Here is a 21,547-nt window from a genome sequence, read left to right on the forward strand (position 1 = left end):
TCAGTCTCCTTTTATCCCTTGGGTGACAGTCTACTGGTCAGATTCGTCTCTGTCGATGCCCGAAAGCGCCGTGTGCGCCTCTTCAAGCAGCAAATCCCGTTCTTTCTCGTCCAAATCGCTGTAAAACACGTACCCGCTGCGGCCACCGCGCTTCTTGTGATACAGCGCTACATCGGCCCGGCGGAACAGCTCATCGTAGTCGCGCACATCGCTACCGGCAATGGCCACACCCATGGAAACCGACAGCGGGAAGCCTTCGAAGTCACCCTCAAGCGACCGATGGATGCGGTCGATCAGCGGACGCGGGTCGACGGGGCATTCCATGCACAAGAGGAACTCGTCGCCGCCCACGCGAGCCACGACGTCCTCACCGCGCACGCTTTCCTGCAGGCGCTCCGCGAAGTGCTTCAGCACGCGATCGCCGAACTGGTGGCCGTAGGTATCGTTGGCCTGCTTGAAGAAATCCAGGTCGCACAGCGCCAGCACATGGCGGTCGCGATGACGGTCGCACGCCTCCCCCGAGCCCAAGCGCTCGGCAATGATCTTGCGGGCGAAGGCGCCGTTGACCACTTCCGTCAGCGGGTCGTGATAGGCTTTGAACTGCAGGTCGATCAGCTCGGCCTGGCGATCGTCGATATCGATGAGCTTGCCGATAGAGCCCAGGTAAACCGGATCGGACGGCCCCGACCACAGCGCGCGGGCCAGCACATGGAACCAACGCAGCTCGTCGCCCACGGTGGCTTCCATCTCCATATCGATCACCGGATCATCAATGGTGGTGGCACGAAGAAGACGGCTGAGCTTCTCCAGGTTCTCCTTGCCGAACGTCGCGCAGAAGGCCTCGTCGTTGTAGGGATCCATGATGATTTCGGGCAGATCGAGCTTGTGGTCGCTCCAGTCGGACAGCACGATCATCGGCGGCTCTTCGGTGAACTCGAACTGCACCTCGTTGCTCATGGAAGCGAAGAAGTGGTATTTCATGCGCTCGTAGTCGAGCAGCTCGAGAGTGCGGCTCGAGGCCTCGGCGTCGCCGTTATCCAGCGTCGCCTCGGACAAATGCAGCGAGTCAATCGAAATCTCGCGGCCCGTGATGCCGTGGTTCAGGCGCTTCTCCAAATCGCCCGCCACTGCCGTCAGGCATTCCAGAATAAGCGGGTTGAACGCGCCGCACTCCCCTTCGCGAATCATGCGCAGGGCCTCTTCGTGGCTGAACGGCGGCTTGTAAACGCGGCGGCTCGTAAGGGCGTCGTACACATCGGCCAGGGCAACTACCTGGGCCGATATGGGAATGTCGTCGCCCACAAGGCCATCGGGGTACCCCCGGCCGTCCCAGCGCTCATGGTGCCAGCGGCAGATGTCCCGCGCGACCTTCACTAGCTTCTCGTCCTTGTACAGCTCCAGATCGTCCAGCATATCGGAGCCCACGGCGGAGTGGGTCTTCATGATGGCGAACTCTTCGTCGGTGAAACGGCCCGGCTTGTTCAGGATCTCCTCGGGGATGGCGATCTTGCCGATGTCGTGCAAGCTGGAGGCCATCGTGATGAGCGAGATGTCCTCGGTGGTCAGCGGGTACTGATCGGTTAGGCGCATGAGCTGCGTCAAGATCATCTCGGTCATGGCCTGGACATTCAGCACGTGCATGCCGCTTTCGCCGTTGCGGAACTCCACGATGTGCGACAAGATGTACACCATGAGGTTGTTGGACTTCTCGCGCTCGTACACCTGGTCGGCCACCATGCCCATGAGCGTGCGCTGCTTCTGGTACAGCATGAGCGTGTTCATGACGCGGCGGCGGACGATGTTCACGTCGTAGGGGCGGTTGATGAAGTCGGTCACGCCCAGCTCGTAGGCGCGTTCGATATAGGCGGCGTCGGACTCGGCGGACACCATGATGACCGGGATGTCCTTGATCCAGCCGTTTTTATTCATGACCTCCAGCACGTCGAAGCCGTTCATCTGCGGCATGACGTAGTCGAGCAGCACGAGCGATATGCCCGCGCCCTCTTTCTGCAACGCCGCCACGGCCTGCTTGCCGTCCTCCGCCTCGATGATGCGGTAGGCATCGCCGATCATGTCGGCAAGCAGTGCGCGATTCAGCATCGAGTCATCAACGATGAGGATCGTCTGCTTCTCACTCAAGCTCGTAATGATGGCTCTCGCCCCCTTTCGAATGCGGCGCGCTTAGTAGCGGCTGTCGAAGATGCGCTTGGTCTTCTTCTCGGAACGCGGCAGCTCGCCCATGGGCACGCCCTTCGCCTCCGGCGTGCAGCCGAGCTTCGCCTTGAAGATGAGGGCGAGCTCCTCCTCGCAGCGCGCCAGCGCCTCGTCTTCAAGCGGCGTCTCGAACAGCACGGTGAGCACGTCGTGGCCATCGACGGCCTCGATCATCACCTGGTATTCGGAGCTGGTGCCGTCGGTGGCCTTGATGACCTCCTCCACCTGGGCCGGGAACATGTTGCAGCCCTTCACCTTGAACATATCGTCGGTGCGCCCGGTGAGCGTAGCGATGCGCGGATGGCGGCTGCCGCAGGCGCAGGTGCCGGGCACGATGCGCGTGAGGTCGTGGGTGCGGTAGCGGATGAGCGGCGCGCCCTGCTTGCGCAGCGTGGTGAGCACGAGCTCGCCCTCCTGGCCGTCGGGCAGCACCTCGCCGGTTTCGGGATCGACGATCTCGATGTAGACGAAGTCGTCCCAGATGTGCATGCCGTCGTGAGCGTCGCAGGAAATGCCGATGCCCGGGCCGTACACCTCGGTGAGGCCGTAAATGTCGTAAATCTCGATGCCCAGCTCGTCCTGAATGCGGTTGCGCATCTTCTCACCCCAGCGCTCGGAGCCGATGACGCCCTTCTTCAGGTGAATCTTGTCGCGCAGGTTGCGCTTGGTGATCTCCTCGGCGAGAAGCAGCGCGTAGGAGCTGGTGGCGCAGATGACCGTGGACTTCAGATCCTGCATCATCTTCAGCTGCTTCTCGGTGTTGCCCGGCCCCATGGGAATGGCCATGGCGCCCAGGCGCTCGGCGCCCAGCTGGAAACCGATGCCGGCCGTCCACAGGCCGTAGCCCGGGGTGATTTGGATGCGGTCGAGCGGGGTGATGCCCGCCATCTCGTAGCAGCGGGCGAACTGCGTGGCCCAGTCGATGACGTCCTGCTGGGTGTAGGGGATGATGACCGGCGTGCCCGTGGTGCCCGAGGAACTGTGGATGCGCACGACTTCCTCGTCGGGCACCGCCTGCAGCCCCAGCGGATACACCGCGCGCAGGTCATCTTTCTCGGAGAAGGGCAGCTTTTCGAAGTCGGCCTGGGTACGCACGTCCGCGACATCGATGCCCTCGAACTTCTTCGCGTAGAACGGCGACCGCTCCTTAATGGTGGCCAGCTGATTGGTGATAAGCTCAAGCTGCTCTTTCGTCATTTCCATGGGCGCGCATCTCTCCTTCGTGCACATTTATTGCGAGTATGCCCCATTCTAACAAATGGGCAACAACTCGCACTCGTGAATCACGACAATCACGCAGGGAAAAGGCGAGGTGATGGCTGGAAAGATGACTTTATCGCCCATCTAATCGATGGGGATCCTTCTGCGCGAGGCGAGGTAGCATGCCGACTACAACTCTGCGCAAGGCGAGAGGGCATGCCGACTACAACTTGCCCCCGGCAAATCTAGCGCTCGTTTTCGGACGCTTTTTTCGAGTTGTTAGACTTCGGGGAATCTCAACTTGAAGCCCAACCGACGATTTCCGGCTCTTTTCGGCGCAAAACCCCGCAAACCAAGCCGAAATCGAACATCGCGCAACATAAGACGTCTAACAACTCGAAAATCTTGCCCGCAAGCGAAGGCGACATTGGAAAAATTGCAAATGGGCAAACTTAGCCTTTAACTTAAGTAAGTTAACTACTCGGAGTGCGATGACGCCCTCTCTCCACGATCCTCTATTCTGCGGCCAGCTTATAGCCGACACGCCAGACGGTGAGCAGGTAACGGGGCTCGCTGGGATTATCCTCGATCTTCTCGCGAATCTTGCGCATGAAGACCGTAATGGAGTTCTCGTCCACCTCGGCCACCTCGCCCCACAGATGCTCGTAGATGCGCCGACGCGTGAACACCTCACCGGGGCTTTCGGCCAAAAGCGCAAGTATTTCGAACTCCTTGGCCGTCAGCGGAACTGTCTCGCCGTGCAAGTGCACTTCGTAGCGATCGAAGAACACTTCCAAATCCCCGATGCGGCACGGCTCGCGGCGCACCGACTCATTGACATCGGTTGAATTTTTGCGAGCGTGCTCGATGTCGCCGCGATGACGCCGCACGTGGGCGTCGATGCGCAGCAACAGCTCGTCGGCGATGAAGGGCTTGGTCACGTAGTCATCGGCACCGGCCTTGAAGCCCGTGCTTTTGTCTACGATGTCATTTTTCGCCGTGAGAAAGATAACGGGAATACGACGTCCTTCCTCGCGCATTTGTTGGCAGACATCGAAGCCATTCATGCCGGGCATCATCACATCGAGAAGCAACAGGTCGGGGCGCTCATCATCCAACAGCCGAAGCCCCTCTCGCCCGCCAAGAGCCCCACAGAACTCGTAGCCCGCCTCCTCGATCACGGCCCGCAGGCTCTCATGGATGCCCGGATCGTCATCGATGAGCATTACCTTGATGGGTCGATTCATGATTGTTCTCCCTTCGGGAGGCCTTCGCCGCTAGGCTCGCTATCAGATTTGTCGTCCTTTTCTGCCGCTTCTCGCGAAACCGGTCCGGATACAGGGATGCGCACAACAAAAGAGGCTCCTTGGCCCAGCTCGCTTTCCACGCTCACAGAGCCTCCGTGCATCTCGGCGTACTCACGCACGATGGCGAGTCCCAATCCCGTACCGTTGTAGCGTCGAGTGGACGACGAATCCACCTGCACAAACTTCTCGAAAATGCGCTCCTGATCTGCGGAATCTATGCCGATGCCGCTATCAGCCACCGTAAGCCACACCTCATCGGGAATGCCTTTCGAACTGGCAGGATGGAAAGCGGCTTTAAGATGCACTGCGCCTCCGTCAGGCGTAAATTTCACCGCATTGCCGCACAGATTCTGCAGCACGTGGACGAGCTTGTCGAAATCGCCTCGCACGAGCGGCACGTCCGGAGCAACCTCACTTGTGAACTCCAAATGCTCCTTAGCCGCCAGGGGCCCTACCGTGGCGCGCACGATACCCACCACATCGCCGATGTCTACCACCTCAAGGCTCAGCTTCACGCGGCCGGCATCAAGACGGCTCATTTCCAAAATGTCGTTGATCATCAGCATGAGCGCTTGGGAGTTGGCCTCGATGCCCGCCAAGGCCTTAGCCTCGTTCTCGTCGGCTCCTGCGCGATGCTTGCTCAGCAGATCGGCAAAGGCCACGATGGAAGTGAGCGGTGTGCGCAACTCATGGCTCACCATAGAGAGGAAGTCACTCTTGTACTGGTTCTCATCCACCAGCTGAGCGTTGACCGCTTCCAGCTGGCGACGCTGCTGCTCGAGCACCTCGTTAGCCTGCTGCAGCTGAGCCGTCCAATCAGCCACCTCGTCTTCAAGCCCTGCGTAAACATCAGCAAGTTCGTGGGCCATGTCGTTGAAGGCCGTCGTGAGCGAACTCATCTCCTGGGACGATTCGCTATAGCTGAGACGCACGTCAAGATTGCCCTCGGACACTTCGTCCACGCCAGCGCGAATCTTACCCAAAGGCCGTGTTACCAAATAGGTCAGCGCCACATACACCGCCACCAGACACACCGCCAGCATGATGGCGAAGAATAAAACGTCTTGGGCGACGGACTCTCGCTCGTTGGCCTGGTACACGTCAAGCGGCATGATGATGCTGATGGCACCGCCCACGTCCCCCATCTTCCAGCCTTCCTTGGGAGCGCCAGTGACGTCCAGCTCGCCGGCTGGTTCGCCGTGACACTGCAGGCAGGCCTCTTCTATGGTCATGGGAGCCACATAGCGAAAGACCTGGCGTCCCTCGTAGTCGGCGAAGCCGTAGTAGTCGGCGCGACTTGCATCGTCGTGGAACGCGGAGAGCGCGGCCGCCTCATAGTCATCGGGCTCGCCAGCCTTATTGCGTGGGTTGAAATTCACGAACCGCGTCGTGTAATCGGAATGCATCGTGAAAGACTGACCGATAATGCGACCAGCAATGGCGCAGTGAAGCCCCTGGTACACGCCATCTTCCGTGAAGGCCACTTGGGCCAGGCGATCTTGATTGGCCACCATGAACTCCCAGACGGCATCCATTTGCTGAGCGAGGGCGCGCGCCTGCTCCCGCAGTTCGTTTTCCATTTGGCTATGCTTGTTTGCGGAAGTCCAAACCAAGTTCGCGCCGAGCGACACCGCCAGCAGCACGGCGATCAGGCAGAGAAATTTGGTTTTCAGCTTCATCGGCGCGCCCCCTTCCACCTTCGACCAGTGTAGCGCGGAAAGCCGGGCCGTGCGACGGGAGGGGGTCGCACGGCCCGGCTCAGCGGGAAGATGGCTACAGAACGAGCTGCTTCGGCTCGCCGGAAAGAGCCGATTGACGGGCATCGATAACCACCGAGGGATCGGTGGTGGGCTCGGGCAGCACCGAGATCACATTCACGCCATCGGGATGAGCGGCCCGCAGCTCTTCAATGGGCCCAAAATCCAAAGCACGCATGGGACAAGCTGCCACGCAAGCCGGCTTCTCCCCTGCCGCACGGAGATCGATGCATCCATCACAACGATGCACCACGTTGAGCTCCTCAATAAGCACCGGGTGGCCGTAGGGACAAGCCTTCACGCAGTAGCCGCAGCCGATGCACGCCTCGTCATCGTGCTGCACCGTGCCGTCTTCCTCATTGATATAGGTAGCACCGGCAGGGCACACTTCCACGCAGGCCGGGGTATGGCAGTGGTTGCAGGCACCGGAGTAGTGAAAAGTGGCGGGCTTGGGAAATTCTCCCACTTCGAAGCTTTCCACTCGGCGGAACAGGTAGCCTACCTCGAGATCGTTCTTGTCCTTGCAGGCCACCTGACACGTACGGCAGCCCATGCACATCTGCTGGTTGAAATAGAAGCCCTGCGGGTTCTTGTTCTCTTTCACGTCGGCCATAGGTTACTCACCATCCTTGCAGACAATGCGAAGCGGCTGCTCGGCATCGGGAGCCAAAGCCTCGCCCGTGTACTTCTCAATCTTGCAGAGCGCGGAATTGTAGCCCGACACGCCCTGACCGTTGGGGGCGGGGCCCGTCAGGTAGTTGTCGGCGCCGGCCGCATCGATACCAGTCTCTTCGTCCACGGCCACCCACGCGCCGTGAGGCAGGGCCACCACGCCGGGCATGAGGCCCGCATACACGCAGGCGTTGCGCACGCACTGGCCGTAGGGGCTCGAGACGAGCACCGTGTCGCCGTCGGACACCCCGGCCGCCTCGGCGTCGGCAGTGCTGATGAACACCGGGTTCGTCCACGCCTCGCGCAGCCAGCCGATATTGTCGAACACCGAGTGAGCACGACGCAGATAGTGGGGGTTCATCACCTGCAGGGGATACTCAGCCCCGGACGCGGAGGCGTCCTCGTAGCCGTTGGTCACCTTCACATAGGTGGGAATGGGGGGTCACCGTGTCCCAACCCATGGCCGAGAACGTGTCCGCAAGCGTCTGGCTGTATATCTCCAGCTTACCGGAGGGCGTTTCCAGCGGATTAGCCTCGGGGTCTTCCACGAAGTCCTTGAAAGCAATATAGCCGTAGTTGTCGTCGGGAGTGCGCTTGACCTGATACACGCCGAGCTGCTTGAACTCCTGATAGGCCAGCTTGCCCTCCTGGGGCTCGCCTTCCACGCCCAGCTCGTCGATGTCTTCCTGGGTGATGCCCACGGCCGGCACATAGGTTTTGCCGTCCTCGTCGCACACCTCCATGGAAGCCAGCTGATTGAAATACTGCTGCTTCACATCGAAGGGGTACACATCAGCGCGCGCGATGCCCAGCTTCTCGGCTAGCTCGCAGGCAATGTCCTGGTCGGACTTTGCCTCGTACAAGGGGTCGATGATCTGCTGATAGGCCACCATCATCTCGCGGTTCGACTTATGGCCGAGCGTGCCGCCGAACAGGCCGTCGAAGCGCTCCCACTCGGTGGTGAGGGGCAGGATGATGTCGGCGTAGCGGGCGGCCGAGGTAAAGAACTGGGCATGGGCCACCACCATGTCCACCTTGCGATGGGCCTCGATGGCGCGAGCCATACCCACGTTGGTCTGCAGCTTGTTGCCGCTGGAGTGGTAGATGACGTGGATGTCGATGTCGCGCTTCTCGGCCGGGTCGTAGTGCTTCGTGCCCGTGAAAGTATAAGTGCCATCGATGACAGCATCCCACACCTCGTTGCCATTGATGTGGTCATCCACGGGGTTCTTGATCTCGGGCAGGCCGTCCTTGCCGGCCTTAATGAGAGCCGGCCCGCCATTACCCGAAGTCACATGCATGGTGGAACCCGTCATGTGGCCCGACTTGCCCATGTGGCCGCCCATGGCGCCCACGGTCATGACGAGCTGGGGCAGGTTGTCGGTGTTGTTGACGCGGGCCGAGGCAGCCGACACGAGGAAGCCCACCTTGTGATCCTTGCCCATAGCGCGGGCCAGATTGCGGATGGCCTCGGGCGAGGCACCGCAGATTTCGCTGGCCCATTCCGGCGTTTTCGGCGTGTTGTCGTAGGCGCCCTGCACGTAGTCCTTGAAGTTCGTCTGCTGTTTAGCATCGGACGGCATATGCTCGGCATCGAAGCCCACGGTGCAGCGGTTCAGGAAGTCCCAGTCAATGAGGCCCTCAGCCTCGTCGGCCTCCAGCATGGCGTAGGCCACGCCGAGCAGGAAGGCCATGTCGGTGGCCGGGCGAACGGGAATCCACTCCGCATCCAAGGTGGCCGCCGTCTCGCTGTACATGGGATCAACGACGATGAACTTCGCGCCGGCGGCCTTGGCCTGCCAGTAGTTCCACATTTGGCTGCCCGCAGCGCTCCAGGCCGGGTTCATAGCCATCATGACGATGGTCTCGCAGTTGCGCAGGTCGTAACGGTCGTTGATAGTCTGGTCCTGCATGTTGTCGTGATGGAACCCGATGACGAACGGAGTCTTCGACCAGGAGCCATAGGAGTTGGTGTCCCAGAAGTTCGTGAAGCCGCCGAAGGCGCCCATGGTGCGGGTCATCTCGGGATTCCAACCCTTCAGGAGCAGGATGGAGCGGTTGCCATACTGCTCCTTGGCGCGAGTCAGGCCCTGAGCCACCAGATCGAGCGCCTCGTCCCAGCTCACACGCTCCCACTCGTCCTTGCCGCGCAACTCGCCATTGGGAGCGTCCAGGCTCCAGCCGGCGCGCTTGAGCGGATACTTGATGCGATCCTCGGCGAACACCTGCTTGCGCTGGCTGCGGCCGCGCAGACACCCGCGCTGCTGCGGATAGTCCGGACTGTCCTCGTGGGTGTCGTCGGTCTTCTGACGCACGACAACGCCGTCTTGCACAAGCACTTTGTTCAGGCAGCGACCACCGCAGTTGTGCCAGCAGGCCGCCGTCTTCCACTCGCCTGACACGATATCGCGACCGACCGGATGGGCAGCTTCAGCATCTTCACCCGTAGCGGCCAAATCGCTCGTAGCCGGAGCGCAAGCAGTCAGCGAGCTAGCCGCGGCCAAAGCCGTAGCAGCCGTAGTGGCTTTGATAAAGCTGCGGCGAGTCAGATGAGCAGCATTCCGAGTCGTCGGGTGCGAATCAACGTGGAGCGTCTCTTCATTGCGAGCCATAGGTCCTCCTCTTCTCCCTTACTCAGAAGCACGTTCTCCTCAACGTGTCTACAAGAGTACGAGAACCAGACCCCAATAGCCATTACCGCCATCCGCAATCTTTCTTTCCGAATTATTAATTGCCCCGAGGCCAAGCGTTCTTCGAGCGAGTGCAGATAATCCTCTTTGCTGTAAAAATCTCCGCTGCGGGAGATTATTTCACGAATTTTTCTCCCAAATCAGAATTACCCGTACTCCTCCCCTCCGTAGTTCTAATAGGTCTTTGCAGGGAACCCCTTGCAAACTTAGAGGAACTTAGAAGCTATCATGGAAGAGAATTCTTTCACTCCAAGCGGTAAATCCCGCTGGAAGTCCTTTAATACTCGACCAGGCTGTAGGTGTCGATGGATTGGCGCTGGTGCATGATGCGGTACACCGTATCAGTCTGCCAGCGCCCTGAGGGGCACGACGTAAATGCCCTCTTCCACTTCTCTAGCATACGAGCCAATGCCGGTTATCACACAGAGGAACTCTGGAGGACGCCCCTGCGCTCGTGGGTTTTCTGCAACTTTCTTCCGCAGCCGCCTGAGAGATTTCACCGCATCGGGAACCTTCTCTTCGCTGAGCTTGAACTCGAAGGCGGCCCATCTACCATCCAGGGTCTCTATGACAGCATCGGCCTCTAACCCCGAATCGTCCCGATAGTAGTAAACAGCCGCCGGCATCGAAGGATCCATCGCCTGGGCGTATACCTTGAGATCGCGAATGCAAAGATTCTCGAAAACAAGACCGAAGGTCTGCCCATCCGCGAGGAGGGAATCCGGCGAAAGCAATAGCAGGGCGGCGGCCAACGACGGATCGGCGAAGTAGCGCTTCGGCTTCGTCGCTAGGCGCTTTTTTGAGCGCTTTGGCGGCACCCAGCCCGGCACCTCCTCGACAAGGTAGATCGAGCGAAGAAACTCCAGATACGAGGCGAGCGTCTGCTCGGTTACGAGGGATGATGGATTGTCCTCTCCGCCGTACATATCGCTGATGATGGTCTTGTAGGTTGGAGACTGTCCCAAATTGCGGGCAATCGACAAGCACAACCGACGGGCCACCTCTCCACTCTTGCCATGTTTAGGAGCACTCTTTTCGAAAACAAGACGCAGATATTCTCTTGCAACGAGCTGACCGTTTTCAGCGGAAAGATCGAGGGCTTCGGGCCATCCCCCACGGCAGATCAACTCAGCTAGCTGACGCGTATCGTTTTCAACTTTCGCTGGCTGAAACCGGTGAGCGAATAGACCGCGGAGCGAGACAGAACGTTCAGACTCCCCAGACTCGGCCAAGCTGAAGGGATACATCCTCACAGAGCCAATCCGACCCGCACCACTATGCCTGCTCTGGCCCTCTTGGTCATCGGACGAGATCGGGGTGGACGACCCAGTCAGCAGCCACGCTCCCCTTAACCCCCGCTCGTCATCTATGGCATGACGAACTGCATTCCAAATCGCAGGCGCAAGCTGCCATTCGTCTATAACGTGGGGGCGATCGCCTATGAGCATGAGTTTTGGGTCGGCACGAGCCATGTCCAACTCTTCATCCACATAGCTGACGCTTTGCGCGTGGGCCAAAGCCGTCCACGTCTTTCCGCACCACTTCGTACCAGCCACCTCTACGGCCCCGAAGACCTCGAGATAGCGCTCTATTTGCTCGTCCACAAGACGCGGCAGATATCCATTCTTTACAAGCGTTTTCCGAGGCATGGCCCACGCAACCTTTTCTCTACGAGCGGCTTCTTTGCATCGACCCTATACTATCAAACTATTCATGGTTTTCCGAGTTTTTGATTCATGGTTTTCCGAGTTTTTGATTCATGTTTTTCCGAATTTGATCGGTTGAGGGTTGATTGAGGTCAACTGTTTTCGGATTGTACCTTGGCAACCTATACTGATTCTGGATTGAGTGTTAATACTCAATCAGGCTGTAGGTGTCGATGGATTGGCGCTGATGCATGATGCGGTACACCGTAAGCGTGGTGGCATTGTAACGACAGTAGATGATGTAGGGGCCCGCAAGCGTCGTGCGGTACTCGTGCTCGAGATGGTCGTCGGTAAAGTGGCCGCCGGCGTCCGGAAAGGTTCGCACGGTTTCCAAAGCCGCATCGATACCCTTTATCGCATCGAGGGCCGCCTGGGGCATTCCCCGCTCGAGGCCGAGGTAGATGGCGATGGACTCCCGATCGAGCTGCGCCCGCGGACGCCATGCAAGATCAAGCATAGTCGAGCCCCCATACCTTGAAGATTTCGGCCATGCGCGCGTCGGATTCCTCCGCTGTGAGCGCCTCCGGGCGGTAGCGCTCTTCAATTTCCGCCTCACGCAAGGCGAGGAACATGCGGTTGCGCTGAGCGGCGGCCTCATAAGCGGCGCAGTCTTCCAGCACATAGGCCGGCACACCGTTTTTCGTGAGGATGATGGGTTCCTGGCTCTCCGTCGCCTGAGCGCACACGTCATTGAACTGCGTGCGCAAATCAGTGATAGGTCGAATAAGCGGAAGCGCTGCCACAGCGGCTGTCATAAGGCACCTACTTTCATTACTATAATTATGGTATTAATTATAGATGCTTTAATTGACAAATCAAGCAACACGTCTATGAGAACTCTTGCATGTTATTCAGCTAGAGCAAATTATCCGAGGCCCTCTGTTATCCGAAGTTGGCGACGGCGGTGTCAATGGCGGCGAGGTTCATGGCGACGAACTGGGGCTTCACGCAGGCGCGCACCGCATCTTTCAGCTCGTCGACGGTGAGCGGCACACGGCCCTGGGCCACGGCCACGGCGAGCAGCATCATGTTGAGGGACTTGCGGGAGCCGGCACCGGCCTCGCGCACGAGGGCCTCGTCGTCCACGGGGATGAACAGGGGCACCGGGTAGCCTTCCACGCCATCGGCGCTGGCGTCCTGGTCAGCAGTCACGGTGTTCGGCGCAACGATCGATTCGGCCGCTTGCTCGCGGGACGCCTCCGCCTGCAGGGAGTTCGCCAAAGCTGCCACCACGTCGCCGGCACGATAGGGCTGGCTCGCCAGGGCCGCCGTCACCGGGTGGATGGCCGTCGTGGCCGTCACCAGCACACCACCCGGCGCCAGATAGGGCAGCGCGCGGGCCGCCTCACCCGGCTCCAGAGCGATGACCATGTCGGCCGTACCCGGCGTGATGAGCGGCGAGCAAATCGCCTCCCCGTTCGACCCCATGCGTACATGGCTCGTCACATTACCGCCACGTTGGGCCATGCCGATAGTCTCGGCCGTGCGCACCTGCCAGCCCTTGCTCTGCGCCGCCTGGGCCAGCACCTTCGCGGCCAGCACCGTACCCTGGCCACCCACGCCTGCAAGCAAAATATCGATCATCGCACGCCTCCTTCCTCCGACAGCGGCAATCCCGCCAAGGGGCCAGTCGGCCCTTCGGAATGCACGATGCGTTCTGCCACTGGCACCCCTTCGGCTGCCCCCAACACCTCACCAGGCGTCTCGTTCGGCTCGCCTGCTATCTCCGTTTCCTGGAAGTCATTCACCTCATCAGTCAGTACACGAGGGATCGGCCCCGTTTGGAACGGATCGGGGTTCGGGGCGTAGATGGCCGGCTCTGTCGGCACCGCGCCGCCAAAACCCACGGCGCCCTGGATAGCGTCGAAGGGGCACACCTGCACGCAGAGCGCGCAGCCATCGCACAAGCTCGTATCCACAAAAGCTTGACCACGCGTGCCCGACTTCGGACCGCGCAGCCCCTCATCGAAGCCGATGCCAGGGCACCCGATGGAGGTGATGCACTTCTTGCAGCCGGTGCACTTGTCGGCATCGATCGTCATTGGAGCATCGGGCTTCTTCAGCTGAATGCACGGCGCACGGAAGATGATGGCCGAGGGCCCCTCGTAGTCGAGGGCCGCGCGGGCCGCCGCCACGGAGCTTTCCAGACTGTGAGGATTCGCGAACCCGATGTGCTGGATGCCGAGGCCGTGCAGCACTTCCTCAATGACGATGGGACGGCGCCGCTCGCCCATGAGCGTGACGCCCGTGCCCGGGTGGGGCTGACTGCCCGTCATGGCCGTGGTGGCATTGTCCAGGATAGCGAAGGTGACGTCGTGGCCGTTGTACACTGCATTCGCGATACCGGTCATAGCGCTGGCGAAGAACGTGGAGTCGCCCACGAAAGCCACCTGCTTCTTGTCCGGCTCGGCCACGGCAAAGCCCTGGGCCATGGTGATGCCCGCGCCCATGCACAGGCAGGTGTCCACCGCATCGAGCGGCTGGGCGTTGCCAAGCGTGTAGCAGCCGATGTCCCCGCACAGCACAGCCTCACGGCCGCGAAGCGCCTGCTTCACGGCATAGAAGCTGCCGCGGTGAGGGCAGCCCGCGCACAGCACCGGCGGCCGCACGGGCAACGGGCCCTCGTAGCTGAGATCGTTGGCGCCGATGGTGGACGCCACCAGGGCGGCGAGCCCATTGGAGCGGTCGGTGCGGTCGAAGAACCGGGCCAGGCGGCCGGCGATGTTCTCCGTCGTGTTCTCGCCGCGATCGTTAGCCTCGCCGGTCAGCTTGCCGTGCACCCGCAGCGGCAGACGGCGCGCCCCGGCCAGCTTCAGCATCTCCTCTTCCAGCACGGAATCGAGTTCTTCGAAGACGATCACATCGGTCAGCCCCTCGGCAAAGGCCGCCGCCGTCTCAGTCGGGAAAGGATACGGCGTCCCCACAGCTATGAAGCGGTAGCGCGGCACGGGGATGCCGGCACGAGCGGCCTGAGACGTGATGAGCGTCAGCGCCTCGCGAGCATAGGCTGCCGATACGCCGCCAGCCACAATACCCACCGCAGGAGCAGACGCTCCAGCACCTTCGACGCCATTCTGAGCGCAAGCGCCCTCACCTTCCCCGCCCCCTTCGAACACCTCGTTGAACTGCGCGAATGCGGGGTCGTGAGCGTAGTCCCAAGCTATTTGGGCCAACCGGCGGTTAATCTCGCCGTGACCCTCGTAGGCGCGCTTGGGGAAGATGACCCACTTCGGATCCTTCTGGAAACCTTCTTCAGGCAGCGGACGGCCATGAGTCTCTTCGGCCACCTCGAAGAACGTGGAAGCGTGGTTGATGCGCGTCGTGGGACGCACGATGACCGGCGTGCGGTAGCGCTCGGACAGCTCGAAGGCGGCCTGCATCATGGCGAAACCCTGCTCGGGTGTGGCCGGATCGAGCACCGGCACCTTCGCGAAGGAGCCGAACCGGCGCGTGTCCTGCTCGGTCTGGGAGGAAATGGGACCGGGATCGTCGGCCACGAACAGCACGCAGCCGCCGCCCGTGCCCACATAGTTCAGCGACATGAGCGCATCAGAGGCAACATTGAGTCCCACCTGCTTGCAGGTGAACAGCACCCGCGCGCCGCAGTAGGACGCGCCGGCCAGCATCTCGAGCGCCGCCTTCTCGTTGGTGGACCATTCCACATGCACGTCCTGGGCCGCTCCCGCCGCGTGCAGCTTCGCCACGGTTTCCACCAGCTCGGACGATGGCGTGCCGGGATACCCCGCCACCACGTTCACCCCGGCCTCCAAAGCCGCGTGGGCAAACGCCTCGTTTCCCATCAGAAGTTTCTTCGCCATATTCGTTCCGCCACTCTCGTCAACCTGTTGGAACAACCTGTCCGTTGGCGTCAGCCTAACGGACGCTCTTTCCGTCGGTATCAACTTACTACCTACCCGCCGACTCAATCTACTGGGACAATTTGCCTATCGGCTTTTCGCCAAAAATTGCGGTTGTTAGCATTTTCTGCAGACATTCGAGACGGAAGACCTCGCCTCATGTCCATTTTCTGCCCCGAAATTGAACCATTTGCCCTCATTGGCGTCATTTTCGCCCCTTAGATTTCCCTCGGCTCCACTGCGAATGCTAACAAACGCAATTTTTGGGAAAAAATCGGAGACCGAATCGCCTGCAACCACGAACAAGGCCGCCTCTGCCACGCAAACCGTCGAGCAAATTGCGTGGCGCAGACCGCACCCATTACAAGACGAGAACGCCTAGGAGGCCATCTCCGCCTTCAGGTCGACCACCTTCTGCAGCATGGCCTCGTCGTTCGTGCCCATCATCTGCACGGCCAGAATGGCGGCGTTCTTCGCGCCGTTGATGGCCACGCAAGCCACCGGCACGCCCGAGGGCATCTGTACCATGGAAAGCAGCGAGTCCAGACCACCCAAGTCGCTCGTCTTCATGGGCACGGCGATAACCGGCAGCGGCGTGAAGGCCGCCACGGCCCCACCCAGGTGCGCCGCCTTGCCCGCAGCGGCGATGATGACCTTGATGCCGCGATCGTGCGCGGTCTCGGCCCACTCGTGCACCACGGCCGGCTTGCGATGGGCGCTCGCCACCTTCACCTCGTAGGGCACGCCCATGGCGTCTAACTGGGCCATACACGGCTCCATGGCCGGCATGTCCGATTCCGATCCCATAATGATGCCGACTACCGGCGTCTCTTCTGCCATGTTCGCGTCCTTTCATCAGTTTGTCGCAGGCCAACCCCGCATCGTAAGTTGTCGCCCATTATAAAACCGTCTCGTGGCAAATCGCCTACGAATGGCCGGGCTTCGCCCCAGTCGGTAGCCGATGACCTATGGTGGGAAGACCATCAACTAGAAGGAGGCCCCTATGAGCACGGAAACTTACCGCGACCACGTAGAGCAGCAGGAGAAGCACATCAAAGACCACATCGGCGACGAGATTCGCAAGGTCAAAGAGCGCGAAGAGCGCGAGACCCACGGGTTCCATGACGTCATCGGCGACGAAATTGCCCATGAGGAAAAGGCCGAGCGCCGCCAGCAAGACGAAACCGATGCCGCCCTCACCGAAACCGCCGACACCATCTTGCGCGGAGAATAGGCGATTCCCGAAAAAACTTCTTGCGCCCGCGCACCAAGTCGGGTATTATCAACTTTGCTCTTTTGGCAAAGCTGAAACAGCACCTGCGGGCGTGGCGGAATTGGCAGACGCGTACGGTTCAGGTCCGTATGGGGGCAACCCCATGGAGGTTCAAGTCCTCTCGCCCGCACCATTTTGAAACGAACGCCCTCTCCGGAGGGCGTTTTTCATTTTCTGTTCAATCACTTCTCACGGGCAATGACGCAACTAGGGGTCATCGGCAAGTAAGGACAAGAACAAAAACCGCATCCTGCAGAGGGCCAAGTGCAGCATTTTTGCAGCAATGCCGCAACCTCACAATGCAGCAACACCGCGGTGCGTCTCCCAGGCTTCAGATTGCTTTCTCGCCCGTAACAAGCGATATTCACCGTCCCGCCCCTGAAGCCCATTGCCGACAATGGAGAGAGCCGAATAGCAGCAGGCACGACCAACCATGCTGCTCTATCTTGCACGGGAGGCATCTCATGAAGAAAACCATTCCGCCGAGCGCCATTGCGAAAACCGCCGCCGGCGTGGGCGCCGTTGCCGCCACCGTTGCACTCGGCATGCTCGTCAAGCGCCAGCGTGTGCGCGCAACCTGCAAGCCGTTCTACAGCGGGGCCACCCGCTGCTTCAAGATCCCCGGATTGAACGAGGGATTCGTGCCCCAGGATCTCTTCTATCTGGACGACGAAAAAACCTGGCTGTTCAGCGGCTACGAGGCTAACCGGAAACCGTCGCCGATCTTCCAAGTGAGCGAGGACGGGCACGTGCGGCGCCACGAGGTGCTTTTTCCCAGCGGCTCCCTTTACCGCGGCCACGGAGCCGCCATCACCGCCGCGGGCCCCTTCGTCTTTCTCACGGTTCGCGACGGATTTGTGGCCATCGACCGCGCGACCCTCGCCGATGCAGCCGACGGCGACATCCTGCAGGCCACCGGGCACCGCGCGATCCCCCTTTTGCCCGCGTTCATGAACGTGCAGAAGGGCATGCTCTACATCGGCGAATTCCAGCACCGGATCTTCTACCCCACCCCGAAAAGCCACTGGCTACGCTGTCCTTCCGGCGAGACCAACCCAGCGCTCGCGTTCGCCTACGCGCCCCACGACCACGGCCCCTTCGGATTTGGGGAGCATCCGGCGGCGGTGTATTCCATCCCCGGAAATGTGCAGGGGCTGTGCGTCACGCCCGACGGCAATATCGCGCTCAGCTTGGCCTGGGGCTTCGGCGATGCGGAGATTCGCATCTACGACCCCGCCCGGGCGCACCGCGGCGGCAGCTACATGGTGGAAGGCCATCACTGCCCGCTTTATTTTCTCGACGACGCGACGCTCATGCAGACGCTGACCGTGCCTCCCATGGCCGAGGGCATCGACACCCACGATGGTCAGGTATACCTTGCGAACGAATCGGCCAGCAACCTGTACCTGCTCGGCAAGTTCTTCGGCGGCAGCTACGTGTACGCCTTCCCCACCTCGCAAGCAAAAGCGTAGCACACGATTTCTGCCAGATCCAGCTGCATCGGTATCACCTTCCGACAATAGACGGGAATCCAGAAATGGGTCGGCATAGCCTTCCGCATCTTTCCACTTGACAACGAGTTACAGAAGAGGCGATGACGGATCACGCGCCAAATGCGAAAGCGATTTCGGGGTGCCTATACTAATCTCGATATATTCACTAAGATTAACAAAACTAAGATCGGAGACTACCATGGCCGCTTCAGCAAAACGAACGGTTCGCGCTCTTGCCATCGGGGCCCTTGCGTTGCTCCTGCTCGCTCCCCTCACTTCCTGCGCCTACAGCGCCTTGGCCGCAACGAACGGCGACGAGGGCACCGAGGCAACAACGAGCGCCACGGAAGAGGCGGATGCCACCGAGACGCCCACCGCAGCCGCTGAGACGCCCACCACAGCGACAATCATGTACTACGAGAACGTCAGCTACGACGACGGTGACACCGAGCCCGACGAGAATGGCCGGGTGCTGCTAGGCAGCTACGAGCTCACCGACGTGCACGTAGGGCAGACGCTGAATGCGTGGAATTACGTGGTCGACATCCCCGGACATTTCTTCTGGGACGGCTGGCCGCAAAATCTCACGCTGACCGACAACCCTTCCGACAACGTCATCAACCTCTTCTACTTCAAGCTGTGGAACAACGAGTACACGGTGAATTACTACCTCATGGAAAACGCTGACCTGACCGCCGACAACTGGAAGGACGCACTGGCGCCCGACGACGTGAAGTTCGTCAAGATGGGGTCGGAGACCTTCACCGACCAGCGCTTCGACAAACTCGTCAAGGGCGACGCCTACGAGTACAAGATTGACGGCACTTACGTGGTGGACACCTACCCGTCCGAGATACGCGTGGGCGTCAACCCCGACGACAACGTCATCAACGTGCTTTACGTGCCCGATTCCGCGAATCTGCCCGACGATATTGAAGTGCCCACCGACACGACGCCGCCAAGCGATGCGACCCAGCCGGACGACACGACGCCGCCCGACGACAGCGGAAACGGCGACAACAGCGCCGACCAGCCCGCCGATGGCTCCGGAGCCGACAAACCAGCGGACGATTCCAGCGCCGACAAGCCCGCCGACACGCCGAGCGCCGACGGAAGCGCGACGCCAAGCCTGCCGAACGATACCACCTTCGACAAAGACGAAATCGAAGGCGTGCTGCCCGACGATGTGAAGGACGAGGTGGTAAAAGACTTCATCGAATCGGGCGACGCGCAAGACAAGACGGAGATCACCGAAGAGATGATCGAGAACCCCGTGAGCAAATCCGACGCCGACTACGTGAAGAACGTCTACGAGACCGGCCTGAAAGAGGGCGAGAAGCTGGCCCAGACAGGAGATCTCGTACCCCTCGCCATCATTGCGAGCATCGCCTTAGGAGCAGCGGCAGCCGGCGCCATCGCCTTCGTCATGAACCGCCGCGCCCGGCACTAAGCCCGCCACGCCACCCGAAAAAAGGAATTACGGTGCAGCAGTCCCCTCTCTCTCCTTTGCGAAAGATGCGAAAGGCCTGGTGGCGCCCATAGCCCTACTCCCCCTTCGAGGTGAGGTGCCAGCCGTTGCAGTAGGGGCAGTGGTAGACGTGCAGGGGCGGGGCGCCGTGCTCGGCGCATTCTGCGGCGGTGAGCTCGGCTTCGTAGCGGCTGGCGTAGCGGTTCTTGCGCTCGCAGGCCTTGTGACGCAGGGCGGCCGCACGCTCTTCCTCGTGGCGTTGGCTGCGTGCGTTCTCGCTAGCGAACAGATCGTCCATGCCGCCGAGGAATGCAGAGAACTCCGCCTTCTGCTTCTGCCACGCCGACCGCTTCTTGCTGCCCATGGACGCCTCCCTTCCCGCAACGATTTTCGCGCAAATACCTCGAGCCATGCTATAATGCAAACGATCGGTGCCCCGCTCAGCCGGGCGGCACTGGTTAACGACTAAGCCGGGTCTACTTTAGCATGGGGCCCGGCTTCTTCTTTGCCAACACCGTCCGTCACTCCTTCCTCACCAGGAAAAGCCCGATGATTCCGATAAACACAAGCATGAGATCGCATAGGGCAATGACAGTTTGTGCGTCCATGGGAAGCTCCTTTCTGGGAAGCCGCCCGGACGTGACGGGGCGCCGACCTTCATTGTAACCCAATCTTAGTCTCGCACAATCGTGGAATTTTCCGCTCACTCGATTATTCGTTGACAATACTTTGATGTCAAAGTATTTTGAATAGCAACACGTATTGGAAGCTCCTTCGGAGTCCCTACGACCCGAAGGAGCGTACGCGATAGCGAGGAGTGGAGTGATCGGCATTCTGTACGAGTCGGACGAATGGTCCGACTGGAAGTTGGGGCGCGAGCTCGAGGCGGCACTGGCGGAGAACGCGCTCGCCGAAGCCGTTCCAGCTGAAGCGAACTCGCAGACAGCGACAAGAGAAAGCGACGCAGCCGACAATTCCTGGCGTCATGTGCGCATGATCAACATGGAAGACGCCGACGCCGTGGAACAGGCCCGCAGCTGCGCCATGCTCGTGAGCCGGGTGTTCGCGAGCGCAGCCTTCCGCGGGCACCAGCGTTCTCACCGGGCCATGGAAGATATCATCGCCCTGGCCGAGGCTGAGGGCATCCCGCTCATCAATCCTGGTCGCGCCCATCACTTCGAAATCGACAAGCTCCTGGCCACCGAAACGCTGCGCAACGCGGGCATCACGGCTCCAGCTATCATCGCATGGGGGACACCCGCCGAGCTCGGCAGAGCGGCGGCCGACCTCGACGATTCGCGCTCTGTTGCTCTCAGCCGGGAAGAAGCCTCCGAGGCTTGGAGTCCCCGTGCATCAGAAGCCGAAATCGCCTCCCACAGATGGCCCCGGCCGACCCCGGACCAATGGACCTACCCTTGCATCATCAAGCCGAACTGCGGCGGTCGCACCACGCACACCGCTGTGCTGCGCAGCCCTGCCGCCGCCCGCGCATTTCTGAGTGCAGCCCCCAATCTCGTCTTCATCGTGGAGCCTTATATCGAAGCCGCCGGCGGATTCCTCACGCGCATCGAGGTGGTGGACAGCCGCATCGCGCTCGTGGTGAAGCGGTCGGTGGCAACGAGCGGGCTCTCCTCCTACCACGAGGGCTCCACCTACGAGTTGTACCCCGACTGCCCCGCCGCCGCCACCGATGCCGTGCTGGAAGCGGCCCGCATCCTGGACATCCAGTTCGGCAGCTTCGACGTCATCGAGGCCGCCGAGGACAACTTCATCATCGATGCCAACAGCGTGTCGAACGTGTCGGAAGACTGCACCGAGCTATTCGGCTTCGATCTTATGGCCGCCTACGCCCGAGCGCTGGCCGCCCGCTACCACACGCTGCGCAACGCCACAAATTAGCACTTCTCAAG

The 21,547-nt window shown here is 60.7% G+C and carries 18 protein-coding genes and 1 tRNA gene; 5 read left to right on the top strand and 14 right to left on the bottom strand.

The window, feature by feature from the left end; genetic code table 11:
- Window positions 1-30 precede the first annotated feature (30 nt).
- The 13 genes from AEQU_RS10995 to purE all read right to left on the bottom strand — a co-directional run bounded on the left by AEQU_RS10995 (window position 31) and on the right by purE (window position 16,243).
- Window positions 31-2,139, bottom strand: a complete 2,109-nt coding sequence (locus tag AEQU_RS10995) for a bifunctional diguanylate cyclase/phosphohydrolase (protein WP_022741598.1) — start codon at window positions 2,137-2,139, stop codon at window positions 31-33.
- Window positions 2,140-2,181: 42 nt separating this feature from the next.
- On the bottom strand, window positions 2,182-3,417 hold the full coding sequence (locus AEQU_RS11000) for a phenylacetate--CoA ligase family protein (RefSeq protein WP_022741602.1): 1,236 nt from the start codon (window positions 3,415-3,417) through the stop codon (window positions 2,182-2,184).
- Between the two features lie 512 nt (window positions 3,418-3,929).
- Window positions 3,930-4,661, bottom strand: a complete 732-nt coding sequence (locus tag AEQU_RS11005) for a response regulator transcription factor (protein WP_022741608.1) — start codon at window positions 4,659-4,661, stop codon at window positions 3,930-3,932.
- Window positions 4,658-6,400: an ATP-binding protein gene (locus AEQU_RS11010; RefSeq protein WP_022741609.1), complete on the bottom strand. Its 1,743-nt coding sequence runs from the start codon at window positions 6,398-6,400 to the stop codon at window positions 4,658-4,660. Before AEQU_RS11010 ends, AEQU_RS11005 begins: the two co-directional genes overlap by 4 nt.
- A gap of 94 nt (window positions 6,401-6,494) precedes the next feature.
- Window positions 6,495-7,091 carry a 4Fe-4S dicluster domain-containing protein gene (locus tag AEQU_RS11015; protein ID WP_022741610.1) on the bottom strand — a complete coding sequence of 199 codons (597 nt, stop codon included), beginning with the start codon at window positions 7,089-7,091 and terminating at the stop codon, window positions 6,495-6,497.
- 3 nt (window positions 7,092-7,094) lie between these two features.
- The gene (locus tag AEQU_RS12980) at window positions 7,095-7,568 is read right to left on the bottom strand and encodes a molybdopterin dinucleotide binding domain-containing protein (RefSeq protein WP_244874826.1); all 474 of its coding nucleotides are present in this window, start codon (window positions 7,566-7,568) and stop codon (window positions 7,095-7,097) included.
- Window positions 7,528-9,762 carry a molybdopterin-dependent oxidoreductase gene (locus AEQU_RS11020; protein WP_022741612.1) on the bottom strand — a complete coding sequence of 745 codons (2,235 nt, stop codon included), beginning with the start codon at window positions 9,760-9,762 and terminating at the stop codon, window positions 7,528-7,530. The genes AEQU_RS12980 and AEQU_RS11020 overlap by 41 nt, the downstream gene beginning before the upstream one ends.
- A gap of 419 nt (window positions 9,763-10,181) precedes the next feature.
- Complete coding sequence (locus tag AEQU_RS11025) at window positions 10,182-11,489, bottom strand: ATP-binding protein (protein WP_022741614.1); 1,308 nt, start codon at window positions 11,487-11,489, stop codon at window positions 10,182-10,184.
- Window positions 11,490-11,691: 202 nt separating this feature from the next.
- Entirely contained in the window at window positions 11,692-12,003 is a 312-nt protein-coding gene (locus tag AEQU_RS11030) for a type II toxin-antitoxin system RelE/ParE family toxin (RefSeq protein WP_022741617.1), read from the bottom strand.
- Complete coding sequence (locus AEQU_RS11035) at window positions 11,996-12,301, bottom strand: type II toxin-antitoxin system prevent-host-death family antitoxin (protein ID WP_022741620.1); 306 nt, start codon at window positions 12,299-12,301, stop codon at window positions 11,996-11,998. The genes AEQU_RS11030 and AEQU_RS11035 overlap by 8 nt, the downstream gene beginning before the upstream one ends.
- A 127-nt stretch (window positions 12,302-12,428) precedes the next feature.
- Entirely contained in the window at window positions 12,429-13,130 is a 702-nt protein-coding gene (locus AEQU_RS11040; protein ID WP_022741625.1) for an indolepyruvate oxidoreductase subunit beta, read from the bottom strand.
- The gene (locus AEQU_RS11045) at window positions 13,127-15,364 is read right to left on the bottom strand and encodes a thiamine pyrophosphate-dependent enzyme (RefSeq protein WP_084280743.1); all 2,238 of its coding nucleotides are present in this window, start codon (window positions 15,362-15,364) and stop codon (window positions 13,127-13,129) included. The genes AEQU_RS11040 and AEQU_RS11045 overlap by 4 nt, the downstream gene beginning before the upstream one ends.
- Window positions 15,365-15,781: 417 nt before the next feature.
- Window positions 15,782-16,243, bottom strand: a complete 462-nt coding sequence (gene purE / locus AEQU_RS11050; RefSeq protein WP_022741632.1) for a 5-(carboxyamino)imidazole ribonucleotide mutase — start codon at window positions 16,241-16,243, stop codon at window positions 15,782-15,784.
- A gap of 163 nt (window positions 16,244-16,406) precedes the next feature.
- Here purE and AEQU_RS11055 point away from each other — a divergent pair, with 163 nt between their 5' ends.
- The 4 genes from AEQU_RS11055 (at window position 16,407) to AEQU_RS12040 (ending at window position 19,619) form a co-directional block, all read left to right on the top strand.
- Window positions 16,407-16,637 carry a hypothetical protein gene (locus tag AEQU_RS11055; protein WP_022741637.1) on the top strand — a complete coding sequence of 77 codons (231 nt, stop codon included), beginning with the start codon at window positions 16,407-16,409 and terminating at the stop codon, window positions 16,635-16,637.
- A gap of 85 nt (window positions 16,638-16,722) precedes the next feature.
- A tRNA-Leu gene (locus AEQU_RS11060) sits at window positions 16,723-16,809 on the top strand.
- Window positions 16,810-17,140: 331 nt separating this feature from the next.
- Window positions 17,141-18,148 (top strand): hypothetical protein, encoded by a 1,008-nt coding sequence (locus AEQU_RS11065; protein WP_022741641.1) that lies wholly within the window; start codon window positions 17,141-17,143, stop codon window positions 18,146-18,148.
- A 220-nt stretch (window positions 18,149-18,368) separates the two neighbouring features.
- A complete protein-coding gene (locus AEQU_RS12040) occupies window positions 18,369-19,619 on the top strand; it encodes a hypothetical protein (RefSeq protein ID WP_022741643.1) in 1,251 nt (416 codons plus the stop codon).
- Between the two features lie 94 nt (window positions 19,620-19,713).
- On the opposite strand, the gene AEQU_RS11075 is transcribed toward AEQU_RS12040, so the two are convergent.
- Complete coding sequence (locus tag AEQU_RS11075; protein WP_022741646.1) at window positions 19,714-20,001, bottom strand: hypothetical protein; 288 nt, start codon at window positions 19,999-20,001, stop codon at window positions 19,714-19,716.
- 458 nt (window positions 20,002-20,459) lie between these two features.
- Between AEQU_RS11075 and AEQU_RS12045 the strand changes: the two genes are divergently transcribed.
- A complete protein-coding gene (locus AEQU_RS12045; RefSeq protein ID WP_022741649.1) occupies window positions 20,460-21,536 on the top strand; it encodes an ATP-grasp domain-containing protein in 1,077 nt (358 codons plus the stop codon).
- Window positions 21,537-21,547: the final 11 nt, after the last annotated feature.

The organism is Adlercreutzia equolifaciens DSM 19450, from assembly GCF_000478885.1.
Classification (GTDB): domain Bacteria; phylum Actinomycetota; class Coriobacteriia; order Coriobacteriales; family Eggerthellaceae; genus Adlercreutzia; species Adlercreutzia equolifaciens.

Bases quoted from the DNA above. Each gene is read 5' to 3' on its own strand.
- AEQU_RS11000 (WP_022741602.1), bottom strand. From the start codon at position 3,417: ATGGAAATGACGAAAGAGCAGCTTGAGCTTATCACCAATCAGCTGGCC.
- AEQU_RS11005 (WP_022741608.1), bottom strand. From the start codon at position 4,661: ATGAATCGACCCATCAAGGTAATGCTCATCGATGACGATCCGGGCATC.
- AEQU_RS11010 (WP_022741609.1), bottom strand. From the start codon at position 6,400: ATGAAGCTGAAAACCAAATTTCTCTGCCTGATCGCCGTGCTGCTGGCG.
- AEQU_RS11015 (WP_022741610.1), bottom strand. From the start codon at position 7,091: ATGGCCGACGTGAAAGAGAACAAGAACCCGCAGGGCTTCTATTTCAAC.
- AEQU_RS11020 (WP_022741612.1), bottom strand. From the start codon at position 9,762: ATGGCTCGCAATGAAGAGACGCTCCACGTTGATTCGCACCCGACGACT.
- AEQU_RS11025 (WP_022741614.1), bottom strand. From the start codon at position 11,489: ATGCCTCGGAAAACGCTTGTAAAGAATGGATATCTGCCGCGTCTTGTG.
- AEQU_RS11030 (WP_022741617.1), bottom strand. From the start codon at position 12,003: ATGCTTGATCTTGCATGGCGTCCGCGGGCGCAGCTCGATCGGGAGTCC.
- AEQU_RS11035 (WP_022741620.1), bottom strand. From the start codon at position 12,301: ATGACAGCCGCTGTGGCAGCGCTTCCGCTTATTCGACCTATCACTGAT.
- AEQU_RS11040 (WP_022741625.1), bottom strand. From the start codon at position 13,130: ATGATCGATATTTTGCTTGCAGGCGTGGGTGGCCAGGGTACGGTGCTG.
- AEQU_RS11045 (WP_084280743.1), bottom strand. From the start codon at position 15,364: ATGGCGAAGAAACTTCTGATGGGAAACGAGGCGTTTGCCCACGCGGCT.
- purE (WP_022741632.1), bottom strand. From the start codon at position 16,243: ATGGCAGAAGAGACGCCGGTAGTCGGCATCATTATGGGATCGGAATCG.
- AEQU_RS11055 (WP_022741637.1), top strand. From the start codon at position 16,407: ATGAGCACGGAAACTTACCGCGACCACGTAGAGCAGCAGGAGAAGCAC.
- AEQU_RS11065 (WP_022741641.1), top strand. From the start codon at position 17,141: ATGAAGAAAACCATTCCGCCGAGCGCCATTGCGAAAACCGCCGCCGGC.
- AEQU_RS12040 (WP_022741643.1), top strand. From the start codon at position 18,369: ATGGCCGCTTCAGCAAAACGAACGGTTCGCGCTCTTGCCATCGGGGCC.
- AEQU_RS11075 (WP_022741646.1), bottom strand. From the start codon at position 20,001: ATGGGCAGCAAGAAGCGGTCGGCGTGGCAGAAGCAGAAGGCGGAGTTC.